The following is a 14,499-nucleotide window of genomic DNA, read 5'->3' as shown; positions in this document are numbered from 1 at the left end:
CAACTTAGTGTCCCGTTCGTCTAGAGGCCTAGGACACCGCCCTTTCACGGCGGTAACAGGGGTTCGACTCCCCTACGGGATACCATTGGGTCGTTAGCTCAGTTGGTAGAGCAGTTGACTTTTAATCAATTGGTCGCAGGTTCGAATCCTGCACGACCCACCATTCTTCTCCACGAAGAATTAAAACTTATGTGGGCGATTAGCTCAGTTGGGAGAGCACCTGCCTTACAAGCAGGGGGTCACTGGTTCGAGCCCGGTATCGCCCACCATTCTCTAAGTATTTTTGGATTAGGATTTCCAAACCACTTCAGTAACGAGTATGTGGTTGGTATTTTCGACGCCGAAAGTCTTTAGAAAATGTACTTCCTTGTGAAGAAACATGCTCTTTAACAATTTGGAAAGCTGACGAATAACAACAATCCCCATCTCTTTGAGATGCGTTGTTATTCAATTAAAAGTTCTCAAATCCTAAAACTATGTTTTAGGTACCAACACACATTCAAGTGTTCTTGGAAATTTGAGTCCGGCAAAATCGTGTCTGCACATGTATAAAAATGCAGACAACTTTGGTTGTTTAACAAAGACCCTTTGGGGTTGTATGGTTAAGTGACTAAGCGTACACGGTGGATGCCTTGGCAGTCAGAGGCGATGAAAGACGTAGTAACTTGCGATAAGCCCAGATTAGGTAGTAACAACCATTTGAGTCTGGGATTTCTGAATGGGGAAACCCATCTGCATAAGCAGATACTGTTAACTGAATACATAGGTTAACAGGGCGAACCGGGGGAACTGAAACATCTAAGTACCCCGAGGAAAAGAAATCAACCGAGATTCCGAAAGTAGCGGCGAGCGAAATTGGACTAGCCCTTAAGCTTTTAATGAGACAGGTGAAGGCTCTGGAAAGTGCCGCGATACAGGGTGATAGCCCCGTAACCGACATCTCATCATCAGTGAAATCGAGTAGGGCGGGACACGTGATATCCTGTCTGAATATGGGGGGACCATCCTCCAAGGCTAAATACTACTGACTGACCGATAGTGAACCAGTACCGTGAGGGAAAGGCGAAAAGAACCCCTGTGAGGGGAGTGAAATAGAACCTGAAACCGTGTACGTACAAGCAGTAGGAGCACCTTCGTGGTGTGACTGCGTACCTTTTGTATAATGGGTCAGCGACTTATATTCAGTAGCAAGGTTAACCATCTAGGGGAGCCGTAGAGAAATCGAGTCTTAACTGGGCGTCGAGTTGCTGGATATAGACCCGAAACCAGGTGATCTAGCCATGGGCAGGTTGAAGGTTGAGTAACATCAACTGGAGGACCGAACCGACTAATGTTGAAAAATTAGCGGATGACTTGTGGCTAGGGGTGAAAGGCCAATCAAACCTGGAGATAGCTGGTTCTCCCCGAAATCTATTTAGGTAGAGCCTCGGACGAATACTACTGGGGGTAGAGCACTGTTAAGGCTAGGGGGTCATCCCGACTTACCAACCCTTTGCAAACTCCGAATACCAGTAAGTACTATCCGGGAGACACACGGCGGGTGCTAACGTCCGTCGTGGAGAGGGAAACAACCCAGACCGCCAGCTAAGGTCCCAAATTATAGCTAAGTGGGAAACGATGTGGGAAGGCTTAGACAGCTAGGATGTTGGCTTAGAAGCAGCCATCATTTAAAGAAAGCGTAATAGCTCACTAGTCGAGTCGGCCTGCGCGGAAGATGTAACGGGGCTAAGCTATAAACCGAAGCTGCGGCAATGCAATTTATTGTATTGGGTAGGGGAGCGTTCTGTAAGCCGTTGAAGGTGGATTGTAAAGTCTGCTGGAGGTATCAGAAGTGCGAATGCTGACATGAGTAACGATAAAGGGGGTGAAAAACCTCCTCGCCGGAAGACCAAGGGTTCCTGTCCAACGTTAATCGGGGCAGGGTAAGTCGACCCCTAAGGCGAGGCCGAAAGGCGTAGTCGATGGGAAACGGGTTAATATTCCCGTACTTCTTACAATTGCGATGGGGGGACGGAGAAGGCTAGGTGGGCCTGGCGACGGTTGTCCAGGTTCAAGTGCGTAGGCTTGAGAGTTAGGTAAATCCGGCTCTCTCTAAGGCTGAGACACGATGTCGAGCTACTACGGTAGTGAAGTCATTGATGCCATGCTTCCAGGAAAAGCCTCTAAGCTTCAGATTGTAAGGAATCGTACCCCAAACCGACACAGGTGGTCGGGTAGAGAATACCAAGGCGCTTGAGAGAACTCGGGTGAAGGAACTAGGCAAAATGGTACCGTAACTTCGGGAGAAGGTACGCTCTTGACGGTGAAGTCCCTTGCGGATGGAGCTATTGAGAGTCGCAGATACCAGGTGGCTGCAACTGTTTATTAAAAACACAGCACTGTGCAAAATCGTAAGATGACGTATACGGTGTGACGCCTGCCCGGTGCCGGAAGGTTAATTGATGGGGTTAGACGTAAGTCGAAGCTCTTGATCGAAGCCCCGGTAAACGGCGGCCGTAACTATAACGGTCCTAAGGTAGCGAAATTCCTTGTCGGGTAAGTTCCGACCTGCACGAATGGCGTAATGATGGCCACGCTGTCTCCACCCGAGACTCAGTGAAATTGAAATCGCTGTGAAGATGCAGTGTACCCGCGGCTAGACGGAAAGACCCCGTGAACCTTTACTACAGCTTGGCACTGAACATTGACCCTACATGTGTAGGATAGGTGGGAGGCTTTGAAACCGGTACGCCAGTATCGGTGGAGCCGTCCTTGAAATACCACCCTTGTAGTGTTGATGTTCTAACTTAGACCCGTTATCCGGGTTGAGGACAGTGCCTGGTGGGTAGTTTGACTGGGGCGGTCTCCTCCCAAAGAGTAACGGAGGAGCACGAAGGTGGGCTAATCACGGTTGGACATCGTGAGGTTAGTGCAATGGCATAAGCCCGCTTGACTGCGAGAATGACAATTCGAGCAGGTGCGAAAGCAGGTCATAGTGATCCGGTGGTTCTGTATGGAAGGGCCATCGCTCAACGGATAAAAGGTACTCCGGGGATAACAGGCTGATACCGCCCAAGAGTTCATATCGACGGCGGTGTTTGGCACCTCGATGTCGGCTCATCACATCCTGGGGCTGAAGTCGGTCAGGGTATGGCTGTTCGCCATTTAAAGTGGTACGCGAGCTGGGTTTAGAACGTCGTGAGACAGTTCGGTCCCTATCTGCCGTGGGCGTTGGAAGATTGAAGGGGGCTGCTCCTAGTACGAGAGGACCGGAGTGGACGAACCTCTGGTGTTCGGGTTGTGTCGCCAGACGCATTGCCCGGTAGCTAAGTTCGGAATCGATAACCGCTGAAAGCATCTAAGCGGGAAGCGAGCCCTGAGATGAGTCTTCCCTGACCCCTTGAGGGTCCTAAAGGGTTGTTCGAGACTAGAACGTTGATAGGCAGGGTGTGTAAGCGTTGTGAGGCGTTGAGCTAACCTGTACTAATTGCCCGTGAGGCTTAACCATACAACACCCAAAGGGTTTTGATGGACTCAAAGCAAGAACTTTGAATGTGTATTTAGACTTTTAATCAGTTTTCCGAATTAAGAATTTGCTTGGCGACCATAGCGATTTGGACCCACCTGATTCCATGCCGAACTCAGAAGTGAAACGAATTAGCGCCGATGGTAGTGTGGGGCTTCCCCATGTGAGAGTAGGACATCGCCAGGCTTTAAATTTAGACTTAGAGTCTAACCAGTGCGGAGCGGTAGTTCAGTTGGTTAGAATACCGGCCTGTCACGCCGGGGGTCGCGGGTTCGAGTCCCGTCCGCTCCGCCACTTATTCTAGACCTCAGCAGAAATGCTGGGGTCTTTTTGTATCTGCGTATAGGAGAACTGGAACGGACTTCGTCCTCTAGAATCGGGATCGGGCTTCGCCCTACGAGAGGTGAGGGTTGAAATTAAGTTGATAGAGCCGATATAGTTTAGAAGGTGTTGACAGACCTTGCCCCCTAGAAGACACACATCCATCATCCAGTTTTCCAGTTTTCCAGTTTTCCAGTTTTCCAGTTTTCCAGTTTTCCAGTTTTCCAGTTTTCCAGTTTTCCAGTTTTCCAGTTTTCCAGTTTTCCAGTCCAGTTTTCCAGTTTTCCAGTTTTCCAGTTTTCCAGTTTTCCAGTTTTCCAGTTTTCCAGTTTTCCAGTTTTCCAGTTTTCCAGTTTTCCAGTTTTCCAGTTTTCCAGTTTTCCAGTTTTCCGTAGGACGAAGTCCGTTCCCGTATCCATCATCCATAGAAAGATGTTGCCAAGCCTCGACAATCTGCTCGTGCTTCTACACAGCATTCGAGACTCGCTACCGAACTCGCTTACTCGTTGACCTTATTGATGTAGGCGAAGATCCCTTTTACATCTTGCTCTGTCAAAACTGCGCTCCATGCTGGCATGCCTTCATTACCATTCAGAACGGTGTCAATCAGCTCGGCCTCTGTTTCAAACCATGAATTCAGGCCTGCATAGATGTTGGAAGGCTGCTCTGCTAATGCTTTTCCAGCTATACCTTCACCATGTCCTTTTTCACCATGGCATGAGATACACAGGGTTTTATAGTTATTCTCGCCTTTCTCTATATCGATGGTGTTAGCGTGTGCGAAAGAAATGGCAGAGATTGATAGCAGCGGAATAAGAGCTAATTTGTTCATATGATTAAACCTCATAATTATGATGGCTTAATGGTATGGCATTCCTTATTAACTCAAGCTGAACAAATAGTACAGATAAAAAAAGACCCTCAATATCGGCTGATGCGATAATTGAGGGTCGTTGTTATTTCAAAGCTTACTTAGCTCTTATTCACCCACTAAGCAGCAGGTTCTTTGATAAGCGTAAGTGCTTTCTTAGACACCTCATGAGCTGCTTTAGTTAGGTTCTGCTTCTCTAGTGCGTCAGACAGGTAACCGTAGTCGGAAACATTAGAGCGTACAGATAGTGCCTTCTCTAGGTGCTGCTGAGCCTCACTCCATTCTTCATTGCGTAAATGGAACTGAGCGATGGCGCTGTGTGCTTCTGCATTATTCGCGTCTTTACGTAGAGCGCCTTCTAGGAAAGTCACTACTGGGTGATTATCGGCAAGCTTAAGTTCTGGCAATAGGGCGTAGAGATCAGAGTTAGGGTGCTTTTTAAGTGTTTCTTTGATTAAAGTAAACGCTTCATTATCTGCTTGGCGCGAGATCAGCTGTTTAGCAAAACACTCAACAAGGTGAGCATCTACTTTCGCCTTACGTGGTAATGCATTCCAGTGGGCAATGAGACCTTCACTGCCTTTCTGCTCTGCTACATCGCTTAGCAGACCGCATTGTGCGCGTTGCATCAGTGGCTCTTGCTCTTCTTTAGAGACAATTTTGTTTTTGACTAACTTAGGCAGAAGATCTAACAGTGGCTGCCATAGCTTTAGCTCAATATACACTTGCTTAAGAAGGTTCAAGACAATGGCGTTATTGGGATAGCTGCCCTTTATGTTCGAGAGCGTATCGAACGCATCGTTGTAGTTAGCATCACGGATCTGCTGTTTAGCGCGGGTAAGCTCTACGGCTAACTGTGAATTTTCTTGCTGAGAAGCTAATTCTAGGTAATGGTCACGCTGTTGGTTGTTACCCATACCTTGCGCCGCCTCCGATGCGACTAGGTAACAGAGTAGTGGCATGTCGTGATGGTTTGCCCAGCGAGTGACTTTTTTCTCTGCCAGTTTGAAGTCACCTTCTAACAACTTGATGATGCCTTCATTAGTATAACGGCGTGAGCGGCGCATTTTACGCACGCTGAACCAGTTCCATGTTGCTGAACTCGCGCTAAGTGCTCGTTTAATCAAGAACTCTAGACCAAATAGAGCGGCGAGTGCGGCGATAACAAAGATAACCAGAGTCGTAACGCTCATCTCAATGGTTTTATTTGCCACCGAGATTAATACATAGCCTTGTTGGCCTGCGTATTGAGTCCCGGCAAACAGACCTAAGCCAAGAACGACAAAGAGGAAAATAATTCGAAACATTAGTTTTCCTCCGTCACTAGGGTGGTGACTTCTCGGCGTAAGCGGTCACGAATCACATCAGAGAGCTGCTGCTGTGTTTCCAGCTTAACTGGATACTCAACTTGCACCTTCTGTTTGCTTAACAGTTCAAGCGCCTTATTGAACTCTTTCACTTCATTAGAATCTTGGTTAAAGAAGGTCGCTGACCATTTATCCGCAGTCGTTAATGCCGTGCTATAGATATCTTGCTGCTCGACGTAAACAGCTTTAATTGCAGTCTCTAGCTTAGCTTTAATGTTCTCTTTCAGGTAAAAGTGTTGCTGCGGAGAAAGTAGTGGGATGACATTGCCATCACGAGTTCTAAACGTAATGAAGTTCTCTGAGAAATCTTTTAGAGACGTCATTAAGTTATTTTGCCAGTCGTTTACATCTTCAGAAACAACCTGTTTTTCAATTTGCTGTGCTTCTGGTAATAGTGCATTGGCTAATGGCAGGCTATCCACTTGCTGTTGCAGTGAAGTGATGCGCAGCACTAAGCCTTCTCTGTCGATCAGGGGAACCGTTTTTAGTTTAGTGATGTCGTTAGCCATAGATTTACGCAAAGGCACTAGGCTTGGGTCATTAAGCGCCGCAATTCTTTGGTCTGCACTTTCCATCAGTTTGGTCGCACTAACGGCATCGTGCTCTAAGAACAGTTTTCTACCCGCTAGCTTGACTAAGTAATCGGCTTCAGCGAGCAGCCAGTCATTTGGTCGGCGACCTTTCACGTCAGCTACCGCGACTTGTAGGCTCTCGATGCTTTTCTGCTGCTGCTCAAGAACGGTTTCAGCACGGTGGGTAATTTCTGTTGCTTTGGCAATAGCTTGCTGCTTGGTCGAATCGAGTTCTGACTGAACACTGGTTTGAGTTTGCTTTAGCTGAGCTTGAAGAGCATCTATCTGCGCTTGATATTGAGCATTCTTTTGCTGCATTTGGAAAGTGAGACCACCACCTATCAACAAAGAGATGACAATGGCGATAGTGCCAAGTTTTACACCGCGTTTGCCTTGCTTCTCTTCAAACTCGGGTTGTTTGTTTGTAGTGGGTTTGGTTTCAGGCTGAGAGGCTTGCTCAACGGCCGGTTGTTCCGCTTTTGTTTCAGTAGTATCAGACGCGTTTGTTGCTTTGCTTACTTCCTCTGCCGATTTTTTTTCTTGGTCAGGGGTATTGTTATCGTTGTTATTTTTTTTGGTCATTACTTATTATCCTGTTTCACTTGGCCGGAGAGCAGCCAGTAATACTTTATTAGAGGCACTGAAGGTGTTGGTAACAACTTTAAAACCGACTTCTCGTGCTTGTTGCGCTATCCGCTCACTGGGTACATACAGATGGAGCGTAAACAGCCAGGCCTTATGCTCTTCAGTTAGTTGAGAAACAAAGTAACTAAGCTGACCTGAACTGGTGATGACTAATTGAGTTATTTTTTCATTTTGCCAGATAGGTACGAGCAAATCTGAGCGGAAAGCTAGGTTTTCTCGTTTGTACACCTCGCGATATTCAACTTGAGCGCCACGGGCGACTAGAGTATCGAATATCAACTCTCGCCCTCCATTGCCACGCAGAATCAGGATCTTTTTGTTGGCGATAGAGAGTAAGGAGTCCTGTAGTAGCAGATGTTCACTATCACTGACTTCTGGGTAGTGTACTGTTTGTCGGGTTGCTTTGCTTAAAACGTGTGCAGTTTTTTGACCAACGGCAAGATAGGTCGTGCCATTGGGCCAACTTTGCTCAAGTTTTTGCAGGTATCTATCGGTAGATGTCACCGCATGCTGACTGACGGCGATGATAATATCGAAATGAGAAATGGACGTTTCCAGCCCTTCGAGTTGCTCTCCGGGCTGAATGTCGATCAAAGGTTGGTGATAGCTTTCTATACCAACCTCTGACAGCTTGTTACATAGCGAGCGGCCTTGTTGTCCCGGCCGAGTGACCAGTACTGCCATAAGGTGTTACTCGTGCTCAGCGTATAGCTTGGTTAAGATCTCTTTCGCACCTTGGTCGAGTAGCTGGTTGGCAAGCTCAATACCTAGAGCTTCAGCATCAGTACGAGAGCCACGAATCTCACCACGAACGATCTTTGAACCATCAGGTTCGCCGACTAGAGCACGTAACCATATGTTGTCGCCATCAATTAGAGAGTAACTACCAATCGGTACCTGACAGCCGCCCTCTAGAGTGAGGTTCATTGCACGCTCACACAGTACGCGATCGGCGGTTTCTTTGTGGTTGAGTGGTTCTAGTAACTTAATTAGGCGTTCGTCATCAAGACGACATTCAATACCTACAGCCCCTTGTCCTACAGCCGGTAGAGATTGTTCTGGTTCGATAAAGCTCTTGATGCGCTCTTCTAGCTCAAGGCGCTTCAAGCCAGCGGCAGCAAGAATAATGGCATCGTATTCGCCTGCGTCTAGTTTACCTAGTCGAGTGCCTACATTGCCGCGTAGCTCTTTGATCACTAAGTCTGGGCGAGATTCTTTTATCTGACATTGACGGCGTAAGCTGCAAGTACCTACTACGGCACCCTGAGGCAGCTGATCAATATTGTTATAGGTATTTGAAACGAAAGCGTCGCGAGGATCTTCACGTTCACAGATCGTCACCAGACCAAGACCTTCAGGGAAATCGACAGGGACATCTTTCATTGAATGAACGGCAAGGTCGGCGCGTCCTTCTAACATAGCCACTTCTAGTTCTTTAACGAACAAGCCTTTACCACCCACCTTTGCTAAAGGTGTATCTAGGATGATGTCGCCTTTGGTTACCATCGTCACTAGCTCAACTTCTAAACCAGGGTGAGCAGCCATTAAAGCGTCTTTAACATAGTGAGCTTGCCAAAGGGCAAGAGGGCTTTTGCGCGTCGCAATTCGAATTGGAGTTTGTTGAGTCATAGTGTTCTGCAGATAACAAAATAATGGCTTAATCCTACCATTGTCAGCTAGAAAAGTATTATTGCTTATTCGCCCGCATGAGGCTTAGGTGTTTGCTAGCACAAAATGATTAAAAGAGTGTGACTAAGGTCTCGTTTGTAAAATAGGCTATTATTATTAATAGAAGTTACGTACCACACTAAGAGCGACAACTTCGGATGGGCAAAATTGTGTCGAATCGATCGTACATTTCTTTACCAACTCAAAGAAAAGTGATAGATTGATCACGTTTTGTTGGTGCTTTAGAACAATTAATAGTCAAAGTGCCATCTAGGATATGAACCAAGGAAACCCCCTTGCAGGCTTACACCAAGACGCTAATTAAAAGACTTGATAACCTAAACCAGCAACGTGTTGAGCGTGCGCTGGCTCTTATGGATTTGCCAAGTCAGCGTGTGTTCCATCTAATCCCAACACTGCTTCATTTCAATCATCCAGTTATCCCTGGTTATTTCGACGCGCAAGTACCATTCGGTGTTCGCGAGTTTGAATTGAATGACATCCAGCAACAGTTTGTTGAAGATACTGAGCTAACGATTGGTCAGCCGCTTACTACCAGTGACAACCCAGCGATCTTGGGTCTGTACACTATGGGCAGTACTTCTTCGATTGGTCAAAGTACTTCCAGTGATCTAGATATCTGGGTGTGCGTTTCGCCAAGCATGAGTTGTGACGAACGTGAAAGTCTTACTAACAAATGTTTGTTGATCACCGATTGGGCTCAAACGCAGGGTGTGGAAGCTAATTTCTTCTTAATGGATGAAGAGCGATTCCGTTCAAATCACTCAGAAGAGATGACGGGTGATAATTGTGGTTCATCTCAACACTTACTGCTGCTCGACGAGTTCTATCGCAGCGCAGTGCGTCTCGCCGGTCAACGTCTACTGTGGCAAATTGTTCCTCCTGAAATGGAAGAGTGCTACGACGAATACGTGAAAGACCTCTGTGGCAAAGGTTATATCGATTGTTCTAAATGGATCGATTTCGGTCAGCTTAATCGAATCCCTGCAGAGGAATATTTTGGCTCTAACTTATGGCAGCTATACAAGAGTATTGACTCGCCCTATAAGTCAGTTTTAAAAGCCATCCTACTTGAAGCTTATTCGTGGGAGTACCCTAACACTCAACTTCTCAGCCTAGATACTAAGCGCCGCTTCTTTGCGCATGAGCCAGACCTTTATGGTATGGATGCGTATTATCTGATGCTTGAAAAAGTCACTCGTTATTTAGAGCGTATTGGTGACACCACTCGCTTAGATCTTGTGCGTCGTTGTTTTTATCTTAAAACGCACGAAAAGCTCTCTCGTGAGCCAAGTGTCGGCTCTGTTGCTTGGCGACGTGAAGCACTCTCTGACATGGTGCAGAAGTGGGATTGGGATAGCTCAGTGATCGCTGAACTTGATGACCGCCGTAATTGGAAAGTGGAACAAGTAAAAGTGGTACATCATGCGTTACTTGATGCCTTGATGCAGAGCTACCGTAACTTGATTCAGTTTGCACGTCGTAATGACATTACTTCGGCGATCAGCCCGCAAGACATCAGTATTTTAGCGCGTAAGTTATATGCAGCATTTGAAGTCCTGCCCGGTAAGGTGACACTGCTCAACCCGCAGATTTCACCTGATTTGCACGAGTCAGATTTAACATTTATTGAAGTGAGACCCGGGCGTACTAACCAGTCTGGCTGGTATCTGTATAAGCAACCTCTTACGCCACACCGTATTCTTGGTCAGGCGCCATTAGAGCACAACGAATATCTCAGTAAGCTTGTTGCTTGGTCTTTCTTTAACGGCCTAATCACTGAATCGACTCGATTGCATTCTGTTATCCGCGATGCGCATCTTGATATCGACAAGTTCTATCAGATGGTGAGTGATTTGCGTAATACCTTCTCACTGCGTAAGCGTCGACCGACGATGCAGGCACTAGCTAGCCCGTGTGAGATTAGCCAGTTAGCGATGTTTATCAACTTCGAGAATGATCCAACGTCGGAGTTGAGCGGCAAGTCACTTAAGCTTGATCCTAAAACGACCGATATTTTTAGTTTTGGTTCAGAGCAGAAGTGTTTAGTCGGTAGTGTCGACTTGGTTTATCGTAACTCTTGGCATGAAGTGCGTACTCTGCATTTTAAAGGCGAAACCGCAATGCTGGATGCCTTGAAAACGGTGCTAGGTAAAATGCACCAAGATGCGATTCCGCCAGAGTCAGTTGATGTGTTCTGTTACAGCAAAAACCTGCGTGGTGTGATGCGTAATATGGTGTATCAGCTTCTTGCTGAGTGTATTGATTTACGCTTAAAACCTGTTGAGCAAGAAAAGCGCCGCCGCTTTAAAGCTTTGCGTATTGGTCAGCAAACATATGGTTTGTTCTTTGAGCGTCGCGGTGTTTCGGTACAAATGCTGGAAAACTCAGTCGACTTCTATCGCAGTATCTCAACCAATAAGTTGAAGGGTTCACCGCTGCTAATGCTTGATAAAGAGCAAGATTACCAGTTACCAGAAATTGTTGATGGGTTTGCCAGTGAGGGCCTGATCCAGTTCTTCTTCGAAGACAGTGAGCAAGGCTTTAATATCTATGTACTGGATGAAGCGAATCGCGTTGAAGTCTACCATCAGTTCAAAGGTGAGAAAGACGAGATGATCGCGAGTGTGAATAGTTTCTACACCTCGGTACAAGATGAGAATCCATTGTCTTCTAAGCTGATTAACTTCAACTTACCGCAGTATTATCAGATTGTTCACCCTGAAGATGATGAGTCTTACATTGTTCCGTATCGTAATGATGGAGCAAGTTACTCAAGACCGAGCAAAATCGTTAACGCCTAGATACAAAAAAAGAGCATCCACAGATGCTCTTTTTTATTGTTCTTAGTGGGTGGCTATTCCCACTCAATGTCTTCATCGCAGTGCTTTTCACACTCTTGCTTAACCATGGCAATCAACTCAAGACCTGTTTTCGAGCAAGTCCACTGCTCTTCAACGAGCGCAAAGTGGAAACCACCAGATTTAGAGGCTAGCCAGATCTCTTTCATTGGCTCTTGGCGGTTGATAATGATTTGACTACGGTCTTCAAACTCCAGTGTCATTACGTTTCCAGAAGTCTCGTAGTCGATGTCCGCACCTGAATCATCAATCATTTCCTCGATGATTTGCATTTGAACATCTACTAACTGATGAAATTCAGTATCGTTCATCTAATCTATCCTATTGCTTTTCTTGAGTGTGGTGCGATTATAGGGGGCATTGACAGAATAATCACGATAGAACCCATGAAAAAATCAATCTTAGCGCTATTTATCTTTTCAGTCCTTGGCTTAGCTGGCTGTGGTCAAACTGGACCTCTATACATGCCTGAAGACGCTCCACAAAAAGAGCAACCTTCACAATAAAACGATAATCAGAATATAAGGGAAAGTACTTTGGATTACTTCAACTATCAGGATGATGGCCAGCTATGGGCCGAAGACGTCTCATTAACTGAACTGGCGCAGCAGTTTGGTACGCCACTTTACGTATACTCACGCGCGACTCTAGAGCGTCATTGGCATGCTTTTGATAAGTCAGTCGGCGAACACCCGCATCTTGTCTGTTACGCAGTCAAAGCGAACTCTAACATTGGTGTATTAAACGCTTTAGCACGTTTGGGTTCTGGCTTTGATATCGTCTCAGGTGGCGAGTTAGAGCGTGTGATTGCTGCTGGTGGTGAGCCAGGCAAAGTGGTGTTCTCAGGTGTCGGTAAAACCGCAGCTGAAATGAAGCGCGCGCTAGAGCTAGGCATTAAGTGCTTCAATGTTGAGTCTGAGCCAGAGTTAGAGCGCCTGAACAAAGTAGCTGGCGAGCTTGGTGTGAAAGCGCCAATTTCACTGCGTATTAACCCAGACGTTGATGCGAATACTCACCCTTATATTTCGACAGGTTTACGTGATAACAAATTTGGTATCGCGTTTGACCGTGCGCCTGCGGTTTACAAGTTTGCGCAAAGTCTAGAAAACCTCAATGTTCAAGGTATTGATTGCCATATTGGTTCTCAGTTGACCGATATTGAGCCATTCATTGATGCGACCGATCGACTGCTTGCACTAATTGACGATCTTAAAGCACAAGGCATTACTATTAAGCACCTTGATGTGGGTGGTGGCTTAGGCGTTGTCTATCGAGATGAACTGCCTCCAGAGCCTTCAGATTATGCTAAAGCACTGCTTGGCCGTTTGGATAACCATCAAGACCTTGAACTGATTTTTGAGCCAGGTCGAGCCATCGCCGCAAATGCCGGGCTGCTGCTGACTAAGGTTGAATTCCTTAAGCATACCGAGCATAAAAACTTCGCCATCATTGATGCTGCGATGAATGACTTGATGCGTCCTGCTTTGTACCAAGCTTGGCAAGATATTGTGCCAGTTGTGCCGCGTGAAGGCGAAGCCGTGACTTATGACCTAGTAGGACCTATCTGTGAGACGGGCGACTTCCTAGGTAAAGACCGCGCATTAGTGCTGCAAGAGAACGATCTCTTGGCAGTGCGCTCTGCTGGAGCCTATGGTTTTGTGATGTCATCGAACTACAACACGCGCTGCCGAGCGGCAGAAGTGATGGTTGATGGTAAGCAAGCACACCTAGTTCGCCAGCGTGAAGAACTATCTAGCCTGTGGGCGCTTGAAAACGTACTTCCGGAGTAATTGGAGTCTTATGCATTTCCATTTTTCTAAAATGCACGGTCTGGGTAATGACTTCATGGTCGTTGATTGCATTACCCAGAATATTTTCTTTTCCCCTGATCTGATCCGCCGCTTAGCGGATCGTCATACTGGGGTGGGTTTTGACCAACTACTCGTGGTTGAAGCGCCATATGATCCAGAAACAGACTTCCACTATCGGATTTTTAATGCTGATGGCAGTGAAGTAGAACAATGTGGAAATGGCGCGCGCTGTTTTGCTCGTTTTGTGCGCATGAAAGGGCTGACTAATAAGTACAGCATCAGTGTCAGCACTAAGAAAGGCAAAATGGTTCTTAACATCGAGGAAGATGATCAGGTCACGGTTAATATGGGTGTGCCTGAATTCGAACCGAGTAAGATTCCATTTAAAGCTAAGCAAACGGAGAAGACCTACATCCTTCGTGCAGAAGATAAGACGCTTTTCTGCGGCGCGGTCAGCATGGGGAACCCTCATGTAGTGACTGTGGTTGATGATGTCGCGTCGGCGGATGTCGATACATTGGGACCGCTATTGGAATCTCATGAACGTTTCCCTGAACGCGTTAACGCTGGCTTTATGCAGATCGTCAGTCGCAATGAAGTGAACTTACGAGTGTACGAGCGCGGCGCAGGAGAAACTCAGGCTTGTGGCAGTGGTGCATGTGGTGCGGTTGCCGTTGGCGTTGTTCAGGGATTACTGGATGAGAAAGTCACGGTTAACTTGCCGGGTGGCTCGCTTAAAATAGCGTGGCAGGGCGAGGGAAAACCTCTCTATATGACAGGGCCTGCTACCCATGTGTTTGACGGTCAACTAAGCTGCTAATAGCCCCAACTATTTTGGGTAGATAATAAGAAACAAT

11 protein-coding genes, 4 tRNA genes and 2 rRNA genes are annotated in these 14,499 nt (G+C 46.7%); 10 read left to right on the top strand and 7 right to left on the bottom strand.

Annotated features, from left to right (window positions below; translation table 11 throughout):
• The first annotated feature begins 9 nt into the window (after positions 1-9).
• From LYZ37_RS14445 to LYZ37_RS14420, 6 genes are all read left to right on the top strand, one after another.
• Positions 10-85, top strand: a tRNA-Glu gene (locus tag LYZ37_RS14445).
• A gap of 2 nt (positions 86-87) precedes the next feature.
• Positions 88-163, top strand: a tRNA-Lys gene (locus tag LYZ37_RS14440).
• A gap of 30 nt (positions 164-193) precedes the next feature.
• Positions 194-269: transfer RNA gene (locus LYZ37_RS14435), tRNA-Val, on the top strand.
• A gap of 331 nt (positions 270-600) precedes the next feature.
• A 23S ribosomal RNA gene (locus LYZ37_RS14430) occupies positions 601-3,487 on the top strand.
• Between the two features lie 88 nt (positions 3,488-3,575).
• A 5S ribosomal RNA gene (gene rrf / locus LYZ37_RS14425) occupies positions 3,576-3,691 on the top strand.
• Positions 3,692-3,722: 31 nt separating this feature from the next.
• Positions 3,723-3,799: transfer RNA gene (locus LYZ37_RS14420), tRNA-Asp, on the top strand.
• A gap of 6 nt (positions 3,800-3,805) precedes the next feature.
• Here LYZ37_RS14420 and LYZ37_RS14415 read toward each other — a convergent pair.
• From LYZ37_RS14415 to hemC, 6 genes are all read right to left on the bottom strand, one after another.
• Positions 3,806-4,252, bottom strand: a complete 447-nt coding sequence (locus tag LYZ37_RS14415) for a hypothetical protein (RefSeq protein WP_272785920.1) — start codon at positions 4,250-4,252, stop codon at positions 3,806-3,808.
• A gap of 73 nt (positions 4,253-4,325) precedes the next feature.
• A complete protein-coding gene (locus LYZ37_RS14410) occupies positions 4,326-4,658 on the bottom strand; it encodes a c-type cytochrome (RefSeq protein WP_272785919.1) in 333 nt (110 codons plus the stop codon).
• A 158-nt stretch (positions 4,659-4,816) separates the two neighbouring features.
• Complete coding sequence (locus LYZ37_RS14405; protein ID WP_272785918.1) at positions 4,817-6,004, bottom strand: heme biosynthesis protein HemY; 1,188 nt, start codon at positions 6,002-6,004, stop codon at positions 4,817-4,819.
• Positions 6,004-7,218: a uroporphyrinogen-III C-methyltransferase gene (locus tag LYZ37_RS14400; RefSeq protein WP_272785917.1), complete on the bottom strand. Its 1,215-nt coding sequence runs from the start codon at positions 7,216-7,218 to the stop codon at positions 6,004-6,006. The genes LYZ37_RS14405 and LYZ37_RS14400 overlap by 1 nt, the downstream gene beginning before the upstream one ends.
• Before the next feature lie 6 nt (positions 7,219-7,224).
• On the bottom strand, positions 7,225-7,965 hold the full coding sequence (locus LYZ37_RS14395; RefSeq protein ID WP_272785916.1) for a uroporphyrinogen-III synthase: 741 nt from the start codon (positions 7,963-7,965) through the stop codon (positions 7,225-7,227).
• A gap of 6 nt (positions 7,966-7,971) precedes the next feature.
• Positions 7,972-8,910: a hydroxymethylbilane synthase gene (gene hemC / locus LYZ37_RS14390; RefSeq protein ID WP_171802218.1), complete on the bottom strand. Its 939-nt coding sequence runs from the start codon at positions 8,908-8,910 to the stop codon at positions 7,972-7,974.
• Between the two features lie 335 nt (positions 8,911-9,245).
• On the opposite strand from hemC, the gene LYZ37_RS14385 reads away from it, so the two are divergent.
• Entirely contained in the window at positions 9,246-11,774 is a 2,529-nt protein-coding gene (locus LYZ37_RS14385) for a class I adenylate cyclase (protein WP_272785915.1), read from the top strand.
• 53 nt (positions 11,775-11,827) lie between these two features.
• Here the strand turns inward: LYZ37_RS14385 and cyaY are convergent, their stop codons facing one another.
• Positions 11,828-12,142, bottom strand: coding sequence for an iron donor protein CyaY (cyaY, locus tag LYZ37_RS14380; protein ID WP_004745017.1), 315 nt, complete (start codon positions 12,140-12,142; stop codon positions 11,828-11,830).
• A gap of 75 nt (positions 12,143-12,217) precedes the next feature.
• On the opposite strand from cyaY, the gene lptM reads away from it, so the two are divergent.
• The 3 genes from lptM to dapF are packed head-to-tail and all read left to right on the top strand — an operon-like array spanning position 12,218 to position 14,462.
• Positions 12,218-12,337 carry an LPS translocon maturation chaperone LptM gene (gene lptM, locus LYZ37_RS24355; RefSeq protein WP_004745018.1) on the top strand — a complete coding sequence of 40 codons (120 nt, stop codon included), beginning with the start codon at positions 12,218-12,220 and terminating at the stop codon, positions 12,335-12,337.
• A gap of 30 nt (positions 12,338-12,367) precedes the next feature.
• Complete coding sequence (lysA, locus tag LYZ37_RS14370) at positions 12,368-13,621, top strand: diaminopimelate decarboxylase (protein WP_272785914.1); 1,254 nt, start codon at positions 12,368-12,370, stop codon at positions 13,619-13,621.
• Positions 13,622-13,631: 10 nt separating this feature from the next.
• Positions 13,632-14,462, top strand: a complete 831-nt coding sequence (gene dapF, locus LYZ37_RS14365; RefSeq protein WP_272785913.1) for a diaminopimelate epimerase — start codon at positions 13,632-13,634, stop codon at positions 14,460-14,462.
• The last annotated feature ends 37 nt before the right edge of the window (positions 14,463-14,499 follow it).

The organism is Vibrio tubiashii (assembly GCF_028551255.1).
GTDB lineage: Bacteria > Pseudomonadota > Gammaproteobacteria > Enterobacterales > Vibrionaceae > Vibrio > Vibrio tubiashii_B.
This window is presented reverse-complemented; position numbering and strand designations above follow the sequence as displayed.